This is a genomic window from Cupriavidus sp. 01T418, assembly GCF_056398885.1.
The window spans coordinates 17849-31937 of sequence record NZ_JBFTQG010000001.1; the positions used below are offsets into that span (position 1 = coordinate 17849).

Below are 14089 nucleotides of genomic sequence, written 5' to 3' on the forward strand. Positions count from 1 at the left end.
CTCCCGCGAGTTCCGTTCCGATGTCTCTCTCGATCCCACTGTACAGCGATCCAATCTTCTACCAGCTCCTCGCCGACAGCTACGCCCGGTTGCTCGGTCAACCGTTGGTGCCGCAGCCCATGTCCGTGGTCGAGGCCACCGAGTGGCTCTATGAGTGCGCCCCGTTCGCGGTGCTCGCGCACAACACCGACCCCGACCCGGTCTTTATCTATGGCAACAAGGCCGCGCAGCGCCGCTTCGAATATAGCTGGGATGAAATCATCCGGTTGCCGTCGCGGCTCTCGGCCGAGGCTCCGAATCGCGAGGAGCGGCAACAGTTCCTCGCGCGCGCGCAAGGGCTCGGCTACGAAACCGGCTACAAGGGCGTGCGTATTACCAGATCAGGCCAGCGTTTCATGATTGAGGAAGCCACACTGTGGCAACTTCTCGGCGCAGACGGCAAACTGCACGGCCAGGCCGTGGCCATCCCGCGCACGCGCGACGTCTGATCTCGCATGCCGGGTTGTTCCGTTCTGCGCTTGCTCACCTCGACGCCATCGTGAACGCTTTCCACCTTTTGTTTCGTTGAGAAGAACGCTCGACCTGAACCGCAGATACACTAGAGGTGCCTGCCGGTCCGCCGACGATCCTGATCAACGTCGATTGGCAAGGCTGTTTCATCCACGAAACTGCCGAACTGACTGAGCAGGATAACTCCCTCACAGCGCGGATCGTTGGCCGAAACCGCTCATGTTCCAAGAGGACCTCGCCATGCGCGTCTCTCGTTTTGCCAGCGTCCTCTTCATCTACTGCGTCGGCACCGTCGCCCAGGCGGAGCTGCCCATCTCCGAAGCAGGCTGGTTCGAGCCCGCTCGCGTTGGCGTCTCCCTGGGTGCGGCCCCTGAATCCTCCCTCGCCCGCATTGAGGCCCGCTGGGACCTGAGGCAGGATCTCTGGTCCTCCGCGACTCGGTCGGTCAGACTGCGCATGGGACTGGAGGCCTCCGCCGGCGTCTGGGATCCGCATGGCGGCAGCAGCGGCGCGATGGGTGACATCGGCTTGACGCCCGTCTTTCGCCTGCAGGGTGTCGGCCGCACGGGAATCTTCGCGGACTTTGGCATCGGCGCCCACCTGCTTTCGCGCACGCGTATCTCGGATGCGGACGTCTTCTCTTCCGCATTCCAATTCGGCGAGCGCCTCGGCATCGGCTATCGCTTTGAAGATGTCGTCAGCTCCGAAGTCGCGCTCCGCGTGCAGCATTACTCCAATGGCCGAATCAAGCGGCCCAACCCCGGCATCAACTTCCTCCTCCTGCAGTACTCGGCGCAGTTTTGACCAGGACTGCTTACGGCGCATGAATTGACGGGGTCGTTTGGGGCATCCGAAGAAGGCGATGCGGCTACCGTCCTCCATCTCGAAGAGGATGTGGAGAGTCGACGGCGCCGATCGAGGCCAGTTGCATGATCGACATAGTCGACCCTCCGGCATACGCGTTCACGAAGTCGGGGCGAACCTCTATTCGTGCCCGGTCACGAATTTTTTCGTCGCGTGATAGCCGTGCTTTGTGGCATCCGCAACGGCATGGCCGGCCGTCTTCGCACCGCCGCCAACTGCGTGTGCGGCATCGCGCACAGCATGTCCGGTCTTCTTCCCTGCCGTCTTGACATCGTTCTTGAACGCATGGGCATCCGTAGCCAGGCTCGCATGCGCCAGCGCGCTGAGGGCGGCCAGCACGAACGCTATGATCCAGGTTCTGATCTTCATCATCCAACTTCAGATTGGTGTGCATGACAGGCAGTCGGCCGGTGCGCGGCGGCATTCCTTTTGCCGCTCCGCCATCGGAAAACCGAGTGCATGCCTTGCGCGGGGACGCATTGTTGCATGCGTGCATTTTAACCTTGCACGGGACCGGACATCCGAACGACGCCAGACGCCAGGAACGCACCTCGCGCGGCGCCGAATGCGCGTTGCGACGTATAGACACGTTGAAACCCTGCATTGCGTCGTATAGACTTGTTTCAACGCTTTCAGGAGGTTTGTATCATGGCAACAGCGACCCTCACGATCCAACAGTGGGGCAATAGCCTGGCAGTCCGCATCCCTGCGGCCGTAGCCAGGGCTGCACATTTCGAGGCAGGGCAGGAGGTTCAGGTCACTTCCGATGAGGTTGGCGTGACCGTGAAACCCGTTGGCCCGCGCAAACTGACGCTGGCCGAGAAGCTGGCTCTGTTTGACCCGGCCAAGTACGGCGGTGAGGCAATGGCCACCGGCCGCATCGGTGCAGAGGTGTTCTGATGGCGGGAACTTTGTGGGTGCCTGATCGCCGCGACATCATCTGGATCGACTGCAACCCCCAGGTGGGCCGCGAGATGAAGGATCTGCACCCCATGCTGGTCTTGTCGCCGAAGGCATTCAACGAGAGGACCAGCATTGTGATCGGTCTCCCGATGACGACCGCTGAATTCAACGACACCAACCCATTTGCGATCAAGTTCCACGGACCGAAGAACGTCACGAGCTTCGTACTCGCATACCAGCCAAAGTCGTTTGACTGGCGTGCTCGCGGGGCGAAGGCGCACCCGTGGAAGCAAGTGCCGACCGACGTGTTCTCCGCCGCGTGCGAGCAACTGAATCAGATCATCGCCATCTGCGATTAGGAAAAGAGAAGATGGACGAAGCGATGTTCCTGGGGAACGAGATGGCACAGGACTACCGCTACAAGCTCGTACTCGAGGGGAATGGCTTGGGACCTACGAAGTAGCGCCCCGATGGAAACTCCCCACCTGACGGTGCGCTGGAGATGATCTAAGCGCCGCCCGGCAGGACGGGATCTGCTTCGGCGTGCACCGCTGCCGGTGTGGCCGGTTTGCCCCCAAACCTGTAAAGAAATCCCCCGCGCCTTGTTCCCGAAGTCTCTCCCGCACCACCTCCTGGCGCGTTCCCGCAGCGTTTTTGTAGCCGTCTGTATCCGCCTGCCAGTGAAATACATGCCCTGACAGAAGGGGCCTTCACGCACTACGGACGGGATACATCGGTGTCCTTTAATGACTTCCGTAGGCCGGCGGCGAGCAGTAACGATGCGAGCCCTGGCCACGCAAAGCCTAACTTAAACTTCAAGGATACCGATCATGACTACCAACTTCGCCAAGCGTTTTGTATTCGCCGTCGCTCTGATTGCCGCCGCCGGTGCGCAGGCCGCCGGACTGTCGCACGTGGGCGCTCGCGACCCGTTCACTGACGGTGCCCGTTCGGTAACCGCTGCGCCCGATCCGTTCACCGACGGTGCGCGCTCGGTGCAGGAACCGCTTAGCCCTTACTACGACGGCGCCCACACCTTGGCCGGCATGGACCGTACTGGCGTGTCGGCAGACCCGGCACGCAAGGTCGATCCCTATCTTGACGGGGCCTACGTCTGACGCCCCGCATCGCTGAACGATCAAGAACCGCCTCGTGCGCGCCATTGCCGGATGGGGCTGGGTTCACTTTCACATAGTCAATGCCTGAATCAATGCCTGAAAGGATTTCCATATGAAAACGACTCGAATCATCGCCGCTGCACTGCTTATCGCCGGAAGCGGATTGGCGCTGCACGCGGCGCAGGCACAACAACCGGGAATCCAGCGCACCGATCTCCTGCAGCACGATCTCGGCGTGCCCGGACGCGAGGTCGTCCAGGTGCGCGTCGACTTCGACCAGGGAGCGGTCGCCGCCAGGCACGCTCATCCGGGTGAAGAGATCGCCTATGTCCTCGAAGGCTCGCTGGAGTATCAGCTCGAGGGCAAGGCGCCGATTACGCTCGGATCCGGCGAGGCCTTGTTCATCCCGGCCGGAACGGCCCACTCTGCGAAAAACGTCGGCAGCGGCAAGGCGTCGGAGCTCGCGACGTATGTCGTCGGAAAAGGGAAGCCGCTTGTCGTGCCGGTCAAGTGAGCAAGCCCCGACGTAACGTTGATGCGGAGGACCACAGCGAACCGTGTCGAACGGCAGCGCTCGTTCTCCTTTGCGGCCAGGCGCGAATGTCTGCGATACGTTGCTCGGATCGCACATCCATCGGCGGCGCAACACGTACGTGTCATCAAAATTTAGTCAAGTTTCCCGACGGCGCACCGAGATTTCTCGACTATCATCGCGCCCTATCGGAAAACTAGGATTACTGATGTTGGGCTCTCTGCGTAAGTACTTTTCCAACGATCTGGCCATCGACCTTGGCACCGCGAACACCCTGATTTACATGCGCGACAAGGGCATTGTGCTGAATGAGCCATCGGTGGTGGCGATCCGCCAGGAAGGCGGCCCGAATGCAAAGAGGGGGATTCTTGCAGTGGGGAGAGACGCCAAGCAGATGCTCGGCAAGGTGCCGAGCAATGTCAAGGCAACCCGCCCGTTGAAGGATGGCGTGATCGCCGACTTCGCCGTCACCGAGCAGATGCTCAAGCAGTTCCTCAAGATGGTTCATGAAAGCAGGTTCATGCGCCCGAGCCCGCGGATCATCATCTGCGTGCCGTGCGGATCGACGCAGGTTGAGCGTCGCGCCATCCGGGAGTCCGCGCTGGGTGCTGGCGCCAGCCAGGTCTTCTTGATCGAGGAGCCCATCGCAGCCGCTCTTGGCGCCGGCCTACCCGTGTCAGAGCCTTCAGGTTCAATGGTGGTGGACATCGGTGGCGGCACCACCGAGGTGGGCGTCATCTCGCTGGGTGGCATGGTCTACAAGGGTTCCGTCCGCGTGGGCGGCGACAAGTTCGACGAAGCCATCGTCAACTACATTCGCCGCAACTACGGCATGATGATCGGCGAACAGACCGCCGAGGCCGTCAAGAAGGAAATCGGCTCTGCCTTTCCGGGCACAGGGGTGCGCGAGATGGAAATCAGAGGCCGAAACCTCGCCGAAGGGATTCCGCGGTCCTTCACAGTGTCGTCGAACGAAATTCTCGAAGCACTGACCGATCCGCTCAACCAGATCGTCTCGGCCGTGAAGATTGCGCTGGAGCAGACTCCTCCCGAACTGGGTGCCGATATCGCGGAACGCGGCATGGTCCTGACCGGAGGCGGCGCGCTGCTGGGCGACATGGACCGGTTGCTGGCAGAAGAAACCGGCCTGCCTGTACTGGTGGCCGAGGACCCGCTGACCTGCGTCGCCCGCGGCTCGGGCATTGCGCTGGAGCGGATGGAAAAACTCAGTTCCATCTTCGCCTACCAGTAACCGGTAAGGCGAGACATCGCTCCTGGCCTTATCGAATCGCACCCGCGAGCGGCACGTTTCGAGGATGTCGCGGCGCCCATCCGTTGCGATCAAGGGGATGCCATTGATCTCACCGGATGCAGCCTGTCATTTGGAAACGACTGGCGGCGCTGCGCTGAATGTCTTGTTGGAAATCTTCCATACGCCATCGATTTCCAATAGCGTCATGTAATCCGTGAACGTCACTTCCGGATATTGCAGAACGACCTTGGCGCTGCCGGCATTGCCGGTAACGTCGAAGTGCGTGATGTAGCGTTTGCGCTGGGCTTCATCGGCTGCGGGCTGGCCTTGGAAGCGCGCGGAAAATGCATCGACGCTCAAGGAATGAAGCACGCCGTCGCGAAATGAAACGATCCTGGCGTCCGGATGAAACGCCATGCGCATATATTCGGCCTTGCCGGTGATATGGGCTTTCAGATAGTTCTCGATTGGCTCGAGTGCCGCTACATGGGGTGACGTCAGGCCTGCTTCACAAAAAGTCATATTCTCCTCCGAACCATGATCAGCTTGGGCGGGTGCCCGCGCCACGATCTTCATCGCCCGGCAAATTGTATTCTACTTTTGCATACAACAATAGAGACGCCGATGACCTGCGAAGCCAGCGCGGATCAGGCCCATTGCTTCCCGGGACAGCCCAGGTAGGCAACGGGTTCGGCGATGCCGAGCCGTGCGCGCGCCGCGTCGAGCGGCTCGTGCAAGAGCACCTCGTAATCCTCGCCCAGCAGCCATTTCGCCTTGCGTCCGTTGCGATACCCCTCGATCACGGCACGCGCATAGGCGGTGCTGCCAGTCAGGCGCAGGCTCTTCAACGCGGCGGCGGCCGCGATGAACGCCCAGCCAAGACCACCGGTCTGCGCGTAGCTGAACGCCACCAGCGCTGCCTCGCCCAGGTTCTCGTCCGCCTTGTAGCCGGTCAGTACATGCCAGATGTCGTGCACGTCGCGGGTTCGCCTGGCGCTCCAGGCATAGGGACTCTCGATCAGCGGCTCGCGGTTGATGTTTGAAACTTCGGCGAGGCCGGCGGCACTGTATCCCGTTTCCTGGAGAAACGCGCGGTAGGCCGCGCCAAGGGTACCCGGCGCAAAGCGCTCAATGAACGCCGGATCGGAGAACCGCTCGGCAAGCTCGACGCGCCGATAGGCTAGCTTGCGCCCCTGCGGCGTCTTCATGAGCCGGTCAAAATTCTTCGCCGCGGCCGGCCCGTTGAGCGCCCGCATGATGAGAAACACCTGCGTCGTGTCGTCGCCGTTCGCGAGCAGCTTGCGGATCGCGCGAAATGCCGCGGGTAAATCACGCTTGAAGAGATCGGGGGCGGTCTGGATGGCCATTGCCTCGTTCCTGTTGGTGAAGTGTCTGCCAGTACGGCAATGCGGCGATGCCGCCCGCTTCCGGCGTTGTGTTTTCGTTGTGTTCCACGTGCCAACCCCTCGCGTCCAGGGGTTTTCATCTAGTGATTCTTGACGTCAAGACAACATCTTTGCCGGCAATGGCCGAATACAATGTCGTCTTCCTGACATAAAGCCAAGATTGACGCTGTGTCGAAGCCATTTACCGCCGAAGACCGCCTGACGGCCCTGAAATCCAGCGCGTGGTTTGCGGGCCTCGACACCGAGCTTCAGGGATGGATCGCGGAGCATGCACGGGTCAAGTCCCTGACCGCCGGCGAGCCGCTCTTTCGCCGTGGCGATGCGCCCGACGGACTCTACTTCGTAGTCGATGGCGCGATCAGGATGACAAGTACCTCCGAACAGGGCAAGGAGGCCTTGCTCGCCTTTGCCGAGGCGCCGCAGTGGTTCGGGGAGATTTCCCTGTTCGATGGCTTGCCGCGCACCCACGATGCATGGGTGCAAAGCGATGTGCTCCTGTTGCACCTGCATCAGCCTGACCTGCTTCGCTTCCTTGAGCAGAACCCGTCGCACTGGCGAGCATTCGGGCTCCTGCTGACGCAGAAGCTGAGGCTGACGCTCACCGCCATCGAAGCATCGGCATTGCTGCCGGCGCCGGTCCGGCTGGCCCAGCGGCTCCTGGCCATAGCCGGCGGCTACGGCGAACGGCATGGCCGCAGCAAACGGGTCATCAACGTGCAGCAGGAGCAGCTCGGGTTGATGCTTTCCGTCTCCCGGCAGACGGTGAACCAGATTCTCAGGGATCTTGAACAGCAGGGCGTATTGCGCCGCACGCGAGGCTCAATCGAGATCCTGGATATCGGGCAGTTGCGGGCATTCGCGAACGCCGGCTAGCGTGCGCGGTCGACTGAGCCTTCCCGCCTGAGCTTGCGTCCCGGCCTTTACTCCTCGCTCGTCCACTCCACCTGCACGCCAAGGCTGCGCAGGTTCTCGACAAAGCGCGGATGGGCCCGTCGAATCGGCGCCGCGTTGCGGATCTCGGAGCGGCCGTCGATGCTGGCGGCCACCATGAACAGGGCGATGGCGACCCGGATGATGTACGGGCTTTCCACCACCGCCGGCGTCAGCGGATTGCCGCCGAAGGTGATCAGGCGGTGCGGGTCGGACGAAAACACATGGGCACCGAACTTCGAGAGCTCGCCGGTCCAGCCCAGCGCGCCGTCGTACACCTTGTTCCAGAACATGGCGTTGCCCTGCGCGCGCACGCCCAGCGCGATAAAGATCGGCAGCAGGTCCACCGGGAAGTACGGCCACGGCGCCGCCTCGACCTTGGTGAGCACGTTGCTGGTGAAAGGCGTCTGCACTTTCAGCGGGCCGGCGCAGGTAGCGCGGGACCAGCCATCCTCATGCGTGATCTGCACGCCGAACTTGGCGAAGGTGCGGTCGATCAGCGGGAAATTCCCCGGCGCGCTGTTGCGCACGACCACATCCCCGCCGGTGATGGCGCCCAGCGCCAGGAAGGTCGTGATCTCGTGGAAATCCTCGTCGAAGGTGAACTCCCCGCCACGCAGGGTGTTGCCGCCGTGCACCGTCAGGCGCGAGGTGCCGATCCCTTCGATGCGCGCGCCGATCATCGCCATGAAGCGGCAGAACTCCTGCACATGCGGCTCCGATGCCGCATTGGTGAGCGTGGAGGTACCGCCCGCGGCAGCCGCGCACAGCACGAAATTCTCCGTGGTGGTGACCGATGCGTAATCCAGCCAGTGGTCCGTCGGCTTGAGCTGGGCGGCACTGCGCACGAGCAGGGAGCCCTCGACGCGCTCCACCTCGCCGCCGAAGCGGCGGAAGACGTCGACGTGCGGATCGATCTCGCGCACGCCAAGCGTACAGCCCTTGACGTTGTCCTCCAGCCGGGCGACGCCGAAGCGGGCCAGCAGCGGCGGCACGAGCATGATGGACGAGCGCATCTCCTCGGGCAGGCGGTGGCGAGCGGCGTCGAAGACGGTTTCGCAATGGTGCAGTTCCAGCGTGCCGGTTGCGTGGTCCATATGCACCTTGCTGCCCAGGGCGCGGAAGATGTCGAGGATCTTGCGCACGTCGGTGATATCAGGCACGCCATGCAGGCGCAACGGCTCATCGGTGAGCAGCGTGGCGCACAGCACGGGCAGCACTGCATTCTTGTTGGCCGAGGGAGTGATGCGGCCACGGAGTGGCTTGCCGCCGTGCACGATGAGATTGGACATGGGATCTGGAATAGCGGGGATGGCGGGGATGGCGAGAATACCGAAGAAAGCGGGGCGGACCCGGGCAGTCCGGGCCGAAGCCCAGCATTGTACTTGCTATGCGAATGGCGCGGAGACGGGTCGCGAGAGGCAACTATCGTCGGGTATTCGAAGCCTCGGCCGGCCAGGCGCCGCACGCGCCGGACGGCGGCGTGCTATTGCCGCATCGTCTGGCCGTCTTCGCCCTTGCCCTGCCCTCCGCCACCGCGCAGCCGCCGGTACTCCTCGCGGCCAACGTAGCACGCGGCGCCGGTCACCATCAGCGCCAGCGCATACCAGGTGATGGCATAGCCCAGGTGGTTGTTGCTGAAGGTGACCACCGTCAGGCCGCCTTCCGGCCAGACATGCTTGCCGCCCTCCCCGACCGGCGCGCCCGCCTCCGCGTCGATGAAATACGGCGCCACGTCCGAGAGCCCCCGTGCGGCCGCAATGGCCGGCACATCGCGCGCGTACCAGCGGCCGGCCGCCGGATCGTTGTTGCGCAGGAAGCCGTTGCCGGCCTCGCTGAAGCGCAGCAAGCCGGTGACCGTGGTCTCGCCGGCCGGAGCGCTCGCGCTGCGGGTGGCGCGAGCGCGCTGCTCCGGCGGCACAAAGCCGCGGTTGACCAGCACCACGCTGCCGTCGGCTGTGCGCAGCGGCGTCAGCACCCAGAAGCCGCCGCCCAGTTCCGTCACGGCCTGGACCAGTGTTTCGCGATCGTGCAGGAAGGTGCCGGTCACACGCACGCGCCGGTATTCGTCGTCCGCCTTGTTCAGGCGCGACCACTGGTCGGGGCCTGGGGCCGCCGTGGCGGGTGCATGCACGCGCTGGTTCACGCGTGCGATCAGGTCGAGCTTCCACGCGAGCCGATGGACTTGCCAGGTGCCGAGCGCCAACAGCCCGGCAACCGCGATGGCGGCAAGCAGGGCCAGTATCACGAGGGCAAGGGCGCTTCGTCTGGGAGTGGGAGGGGTAGGGCGCGCTGGGTCTTGTTGCGGGAGGGTCAAGGCAGATTCTTCATATCGTGCATCGGCATCATGTTCTGGTCGAGGTGGAACATCACCCAGAGCGAGCCGGTCAGCGCGATGACCACCAGCACGATGGTGAAAATCAGCGCCAGCATGGTCCAACCGCTCTCCGACCTGGGGTTCATATGCAGGAAATATATCATGTGCACGACGATCTGCACCGCGGCGCAGCCGAGCACCAGCAGCAGCGTGGTGCTGGATTTATCGAACACCTTGGCCATCACCAGCCAGAACGGGATGGCCGTCAGGACCACCGCGAGCACGAAGCCCGTCATGTAGCCCTTGAAGGTGCTGGGGGGATGGTCATCGTGGCTATGGTGGTCATGCCCGTGGGCATCGCCGGCGCCGGCCAGGGCATTGTCATGCGCGCTCATGGCAGCACTCCCATCAGGTAGACGAAGGTGAATACGCCGATCCAGACCACGTCCAGGAAGTGCCAGAACATCGACAGGCACATCAGGCGGCGCTTGTTCTCTGGAATCAGCCCATGCCGCCCGACCTGCGCCATCAGCGTGACCAGCCAGACGATGCCCACGGTCACGTGTGTGCCGTGCGTGCCCACCAGCGTGAAGAACGAGGACAGGAAGGCACTGCGCTGCGGCCCCGCGCCCTCATGGACCAGGTGCGCGAACTCGTGGAGTTCGATGCCGATGAAGGTGGCGCCCAGCAGGCCGGTGATGCCGAGCCAGATCAGCGTCGTGCGCACCTTGTCCTTCTGCATCTCCAGCACGGCAAAGCCATAGGTGATGGACGACAGCAGCAGCATGGTGGTGTTGACGGCCACCAGTGGCAGCTCGAACAGTTCGGCGCCGGTGGGACCTCCGCCGTAGCGGCGGCCCAGCACGCCATACGCGGCGAACAGGCTGGCAAAGATGAGGCAGTCGCTCATCAGGTACAGCCAGAAGCCTAGCAAGGTGCCGTTCGGCGCATGCACCTCGGCGGGCACATGGAAGCGCAGCTCGTGGGTGCGCGAGCTGTCCGGCAGGCTCACTTCGCCGGCGCCATAGGGAGCAGTGGTATCAACCATGGGCGGCAAGCAGGCGCGTGCGCTCTGCCTCGGTGCGCACGACGTCGTCGGCCGGGATGTAGTAGTCGCGCTTGTAGTTGAACGTGTGACCGATCGCCACCACCAGGAGGGCGGCGAAAGACACGGCGGCGATCAGCCACATATGCCAGATCAGCGCGAAGCCCATCAGCGTGCTGAGCCCCGCGAGAATGATGCCGGCACTGGTGTTCTTCGGCATGTGGATCGGGATGAAGTCGCCTTGCGGGCGCTGATAGTGGTTCTGCTTCATCTGCCACCAGGCATCGTTGTCGTGGATCAGCGGCGTGAAGGCGAAGTTGTAGACCGGCGGCGGCGAGGACGTCGACCACTCCAGCGTGCGGCCGTCCCACGGGTCGCCGGTGGTGTCGCGCAGGGCCTCGCGCCGGCGGTAGCTGACCACAAGCTGGATCAGGAAGCTGCCGATGCCGAGCGCAATCAGCAAGGCGCCGAAGGCCGCGAGCAGGAACCAGATCTGCAGGGAGGTATCCGCGAAATGGCTCACGCGACGCGTGACGCCCATCAAGCCGAGCACGTAGAGCGGCATGAAGGCGAAGTAGAAGCCGACCAGCCAGAACCAGAACGAGCACTTGCCCCAGAAGGGATCGAGCCGGTAGCCGAAGGCCTTGGGGAACCAATAGGTAATGCCGGCCATCATCCCGAACAGCACGCCGCCGATGATCACGTTATGGAAGTGCGCGATCAGGAAGAGGCTGTTATGCAGCAAGAAATCGGCCGGCGGCACGGCCAGCAGCACGCCGGTCATGCCGCCGATGACGAAGGTCACCATGAAGCCCATGGTCCAGAGCATCGGCACCTCGAAACGGATGCGCCCGTGGTACATGGTGAACAGCCAGTTGAACATCTTCGCCCCGGTCGGGATCGAGATGATCATGGTGGTGATGCCGAAGAAGGAATTGACGCTGGCCCCCGAGCCCATGGTGAAGAAGTGATGCAGCCAGACGAGGTAGGAGAGCAGCGTGATCACCACCGTGGCGTACACCATCGACGCATAGCCGAACAGGCGCTTGCCGCAGAAGGTCGACACCACTTCCGAGAAGATGCCGAAGGCGGGCAGGATCAGGATGTACACCTCCGGGTGGCCCCAGACCCAGATCAGGTTGACGTACATCATGGGGTTGCCGCCGAGATCGTTGGTGAAGAAGTTGAAGCCCGCGTAGCGGTCCAGCGCCAGCAGCGCCAGCACAGCGGTCAGCACCGGGAAGGCGGCGATGATCAGCACGTTGGTGCACAGTGCCGTCCACGTGAAGATCGGCATCTTCATCATGGTCATGCCCGGCGCGCGCATCTTGACGATGGTCACAAGCAGGTTGATGCCCGATAGCAAGGTGCCCAGCCCCGCGACCTGCAGCGACCATATGTAGTAATCCACGCCCACGTCCGGGCTCTGCAGGATGCCGGACAGCGGCGGATAGGCCAGCCAGCCGGTGCGCGCGAATTCGCCCACGAACAACGACGTCATCACCAGCACGGCGCCGCCGACCGTCATCCAGAAACTGAAGTTGTTGAGGAAGGGAAAGGCAACGTCGCGCGCGCCGATCTGCAATGGCACCACGAAGTTCATGAGCCCGGTGACCAGCGGCATGGCCACGAAGAAGATCATGATCATGCCGTGCGCGGTGAAGATCTGGTCATAGTGGTGCGGCGGCAGGTAGCCCAGTGAATCGCCAAAGGACATCGACTGCTGCAGGCGCATCATGATCGCGTCGGAGAAGCCCCGTAGCAGCATGACGATGCCGAGCACGATGTACATGACGCCGATTTTCTTGTGGTCGATGCTGGTGAACCATTCATGCCACAGATAGCCCCACACCCGGAAGTACGTCAGCGTGCCAAGCAGCGCCACGGCGCCGGTCGCGACGACCAGGAAGGTCACCAGCAGGATGGGCTCGTTCAGGGGAATCTGTTCCCAGGTCAGGCGGCCGAATATCAGCTTGGCAAGATCGAGGTGCTCGGGCATTGTGGTCACCAGGGCCGCGGGGGCGTGGTTGCGGGAATCGGGGAGCGGCGGGTCATCGCGGCGACACCCTCGCGGACGCGGCGCCGCGATCGTTGCCAATGCCGGCGGGGTCGCCCGCGGTGCAGATCGCACCGAGGCGGGCGCCGGCAGCCCTGCCCTCGAGCGAGGCCAGCGCCAAGGCCGCCGGCTTGCCCTGGCCGCGGCTCGCGCTCATGGCCATCATGTCCTTGATGCAAGGGCGGTTGGCTTCCACGCACCGGTTCAGGATCGCATCGTACAAGCCCGATGCCACGCTGGCGTAACGGCGTACCGGCTCAAGCTCGCTGGGCTTCTCCAGTTGCAGGTAGGCGTCGCGCGTCAATACGCCGCCTCCCGCCTTGGCTTGCCGGACCCAGCCCGCGAACTCGTCGGTGCTCATGCCATGGAACTTGAAATACATGCCGGAGAAGCCCTCGCCGCTGTAGTTGGCGGAAAAGCCCTGGTAGACCCCAGGCTGGTTGATCACGGCATGGAGCTTGGTCTCCATGCCGGGCATGGCATAGACCTGGCCCGCCAGCGCGGGAATGAAGAAGGAGTTCATCACCGTGGAGGCCGTGATCTTGAACCGGATCGGCTGGTCCACGGGCGCCGCCAGTTCGTTGACCGTGGCGATGCCCTGCTCGGGATAGAAGAAAAGCCACTTCCAGTCCAGCGCCACCACCTCGATCGTCATGGGCTGCATGCCCATGGGCACATCGCGCTGCGCGTCGATGCGGCTCAGCGACTGGTAGGGGTCCAGCTTGTGGGTGCTGACCCAGGTCAGCGCGCCCAGGGCAATGATGATGAGCAGCGGTGCGGCCCATATCACCAGTTCCAGCAAGGTGGAATGGTCCCAGTCCGGCTCGTAGACCGCCTCCCGGTTGCTTGCGCGGTAGCGCCAGGCAAACAGCAAAGTCAACGCGATCACAGGCAGGATGATCAGCAGCATCAAGCCGGTTGAAATGATGATTAAATCACGCTGCCTGACTGCCAGGTCACCGGCCGGGGCTAGCAGCACAGCGTTGCAGCCGGCCAACAGAAGGATGGCGGGAAGCAACAAGAAGCCGCGCATGGCGTAGCGGGATAGCACTGTCCGAATGCGAAATTGCATAGCCGAGGAAGTGATCGTTGAAACTACGCCGATGGGCTGGCTGCGGAAACTCAACATTTCCTATGGCACTGTAGTCAAAGAAGT

The 14089-nt window shown here is 63.0% G+C and carries 17 protein-coding genes; 8 read left to right on the forward strand and 9 right to left on the reverse strand.

Annotated elements, in window-relative coordinates; genetic code table 11:
- Window positions 1–20 precede the first annotated feature (20 nt).
- Entirely contained in the window at window positions 21–488 is a 468-nt protein-coding gene (locus tag AC1DQ3_RS00085; RefSeq protein WP_477118138.1) for an MEKHLA domain-containing protein, read from the forward strand.
- 241 nt (window positions 489–729) lie between these two features.
- Window positions 730–1314, forward strand: a complete 585-nt coding sequence (locus tag AC1DQ3_RS00090; protein WP_477118139.1) for an acyloxyacyl hydrolase — start codon at window positions 730–732, stop codon at window positions 1312–1314.
- A gap of 180 nt (window positions 1315–1494) precedes the next feature.
- On the opposite strand, the gene AC1DQ3_RS00095 is transcribed toward AC1DQ3_RS00090, so the two are convergent.
- Complete coding sequence (locus AC1DQ3_RS00095; protein WP_477118480.1) at window positions 1495–1743, reverse strand: hypothetical protein; 249 nt, start codon at window positions 1741–1743, stop codon at window positions 1495–1497.
- A 279-nt stretch (window positions 1744–2022) separates the two neighbouring features.
- Between AC1DQ3_RS00095 and AC1DQ3_RS00100 the strand changes: the two genes are divergently transcribed.
- From AC1DQ3_RS00100 to AC1DQ3_RS00120, 5 genes are all read left to right on the forward strand, one after another.
- The gene (locus tag AC1DQ3_RS00100; RefSeq protein WP_477118140.1) at window positions 2023–2274 is read left to right on the forward strand and encodes an AbrB/MazE/SpoVT family DNA-binding domain-containing protein; all 252 of its coding nucleotides are present in this window, start codon (window positions 2023–2025) and stop codon (window positions 2272–2274) included.
- Complete coding sequence (locus AC1DQ3_RS00105) at window positions 2274–2636, forward strand: type II toxin-antitoxin system PemK/MazF family toxin (protein WP_477118141.1); 363 nt, start codon at window positions 2274–2276, stop codon at window positions 2634–2636. Before AC1DQ3_RS00100 ends, AC1DQ3_RS00105 begins: the two co-directional genes overlap by 1 nt.
- A 471-nt stretch (window positions 2637–3107) precedes the next feature.
- Window positions 3108–3395: a hydroxyquinol 1,2-dioxygenase gene (locus AC1DQ3_RS00110; RefSeq protein ID WP_477118142.1), complete on the forward strand. Its 288-nt coding sequence runs from the start codon at window positions 3108–3110 to the stop codon at window positions 3393–3395.
- A gap of 112 nt (window positions 3396–3507) precedes the next feature.
- On the forward strand, window positions 3508–3909 hold the full coding sequence (locus AC1DQ3_RS00115; RefSeq protein WP_477118143.1) for a cupin domain-containing protein: 402 nt from the start codon (window positions 3508–3510) through the stop codon (window positions 3907–3909).
- A gap of 226 nt (window positions 3910–4135) precedes the next feature.
- Window positions 4136–5179 carry a rod shape-determining protein gene (locus tag AC1DQ3_RS00120; RefSeq protein ID WP_477118144.1) on the forward strand — a complete coding sequence of 348 codons (1044 nt, stop codon included), beginning with the start codon at window positions 4136–4138 and terminating at the stop codon, window positions 5177–5179.
- A 126-nt stretch (window positions 5180–5305) separates the two neighbouring features.
- Here the strand turns inward: AC1DQ3_RS00120 and AC1DQ3_RS00125 are convergent, their stop codons facing one another.
- Window positions 5306–5701 carry a nuclear transport factor 2 family protein gene (locus AC1DQ3_RS00125; protein WP_477118481.1) on the reverse strand — a complete coding sequence of 132 codons (396 nt, stop codon included), beginning with the start codon at window positions 5699–5701 and terminating at the stop codon, window positions 5306–5308.
- A 125-nt stretch (window positions 5702–5826) separates the two neighbouring features.
- A complete protein-coding gene (locus tag AC1DQ3_RS00130) occupies window positions 5827–6546 on the reverse strand; it encodes a Coq4 family protein (RefSeq protein WP_477118145.1) in 720 nt (239 codons plus the stop codon).
- 207 nt (window positions 6547–6753) lie between these two features.
- On the opposite strand from AC1DQ3_RS00130, the gene AC1DQ3_RS00135 reads away from it, so the two are divergent.
- Window positions 6754–7458, forward strand: a complete 705-nt coding sequence (locus AC1DQ3_RS00135) for a Crp/Fnr family transcriptional regulator (RefSeq protein WP_477118146.1) — start codon at window positions 6754–6756, stop codon at window positions 7456–7458.
- 47 nt (window positions 7459–7505) lie between these two features.
- On the opposite strand, the gene AC1DQ3_RS00140 is transcribed toward AC1DQ3_RS00135, so the two are convergent.
- The 6 genes from AC1DQ3_RS00140 to cyoA all read right to left on the reverse strand — a co-directional run bounded on the left by AC1DQ3_RS00140 (window position 7506) and on the right by cyoA (window position 14005).
- A complete protein-coding gene (locus AC1DQ3_RS00140; protein ID WP_477118147.1) occupies window positions 7506–8807 on the reverse strand; it encodes a UDP-N-acetylglucosamine 1-carboxyvinyltransferase in 1302 nt (433 codons plus the stop codon).
- Between the two features lie 194 nt (window positions 8808–9001).
- Complete coding sequence (locus tag AC1DQ3_RS00145; RefSeq protein WP_477118148.1) at window positions 9002–9832, reverse strand: SURF1 family protein; 831 nt, start codon at window positions 9830–9832, stop codon at window positions 9002–9004.
- Window positions 9829–10227: a cytochrome o ubiquinol oxidase subunit IV gene (gene cyoD, locus AC1DQ3_RS00150; protein ID WP_477118149.1), complete on the reverse strand. Its 399-nt coding sequence runs from the start codon at window positions 10225–10227 to the stop codon at window positions 9829–9831. Before cyoD ends, AC1DQ3_RS00145 begins: the two co-directional genes overlap by 4 nt.
- Window positions 10224–10880, reverse strand: a complete 657-nt coding sequence (cyoC, locus tag AC1DQ3_RS00155) for a cytochrome o ubiquinol oxidase subunit III (RefSeq protein WP_477118150.1) — start codon at window positions 10878–10880, stop codon at window positions 10224–10226. Before cyoC ends, cyoD begins: the two co-directional genes overlap by 4 nt.
- Window positions 10873–12876: a cytochrome o ubiquinol oxidase subunit I gene (gene cyoB, locus AC1DQ3_RS00160; RefSeq protein ID WP_477118151.1), complete on the reverse strand. Its 2004-nt coding sequence runs from the start codon at window positions 12874–12876 to the stop codon at window positions 10873–10875. The genes cyoC and cyoB overlap by 8 nt, the downstream gene beginning before the upstream one ends.
- A gap of 52 nt (window positions 12877–12928) precedes the next feature.
- Window positions 12929–14005: a ubiquinol oxidase subunit II gene (gene cyoA, locus AC1DQ3_RS00165; RefSeq protein ID WP_477118152.1), complete on the reverse strand. Its 1077-nt coding sequence runs from the start codon at window positions 14003–14005 to the stop codon at window positions 12929–12931.
- Between the last annotated feature and the right edge of the window lie 84 nt (window positions 14006–14089).

Bases quoted from the DNA above. Each gene is read 5' to 3' on its own strand.
- AC1DQ3_RS00120 (WP_477118144.1), top strand. From the start codon at position 4,136: ATGTTGGGCTCTCTGCGTAAGTACTTTTCCAACGATCTGGCCATCGAC.
- cyoA (WP_477118152.1), bottom strand. From the start codon at position 14,005: ATGCAATTTCGCATTCGGACAGTGCTATCCCGCTACGCCATGCGCGGC.
- AC1DQ3_RS00125 (WP_477118481.1), bottom strand. From the start codon at position 5,701: ATGACTTTTTGTGAAGCAGGCCTGACGTCACCCCATGTAGCGGCACTC.
- cyoB (WP_477118151.1), bottom strand. From the start codon at position 12,876: ATGCCCGAGCACCTCGATCTTGCCAAGCTGATATTCGGCCGCCTGACC.
- cyoD (WP_477118149.1), bottom strand. From the start codon at position 10,227: ATGAGCGCGCATGACAATGCCCTGGCCGGCGCCGGCGATGCCCACGGG.
- AC1DQ3_RS00095 (WP_477118480.1), bottom strand. From the start codon at position 1,743: ATGAAGATCAGAACCTGGATCATAGCGTTCGTGCTGGCCGCCCTCAGC.
- AC1DQ3_RS00110 (WP_477118142.1), top strand. From the start codon at position 3,108: ATGACTACCAACTTCGCCAAGCGTTTTGTATTCGCCGTCGCTCTGATT.
- AC1DQ3_RS00100 (WP_477118140.1), top strand. From the start codon at position 2,023: ATGGCAACAGCGACCCTCACGATCCAACAGTGGGGCAATAGCCTGGCA.
- AC1DQ3_RS00085 (WP_477118138.1), top strand. From the start codon at position 21: ATGTCTCTCTCGATCCCACTGTACAGCGATCCAATCTTCTACCAGCTC.
- AC1DQ3_RS00130 (WP_477118145.1), bottom strand. From the start codon at position 6,546: ATGGCCATCCAGACCGCCCCCGATCTCTTCAAGCGTGATTTACCCGCG.
- AC1DQ3_RS00105 (WP_477118141.1), top strand. From the start codon at position 2,274: ATGGCGGGAACTTTGTGGGTGCCTGATCGCCGCGACATCATCTGGATC.
- cyoC (WP_477118150.1), bottom strand. From the start codon at position 10,880: ATGGTTGATACCACTGCTCCCTATGGCGCCGGCGAAGTGAGCCTGCCG.
- AC1DQ3_RS00140 (WP_477118147.1), bottom strand. From the start codon at position 8,807: ATGTCCAATCTCATCGTGCACGGCGGCAAGCCACTCCGTGGCCGCATC.
- AC1DQ3_RS00090 (WP_477118139.1), top strand. From the start codon at position 730: ATGTTCCAAGAGGACCTCGCCATGCGCGTCTCTCGTTTTGCCAGCGTC.
- AC1DQ3_RS00115 (WP_477118143.1), top strand. From the start codon at position 3,508: ATGAAAACGACTCGAATCATCGCCGCTGCACTGCTTATCGCCGGAAGC.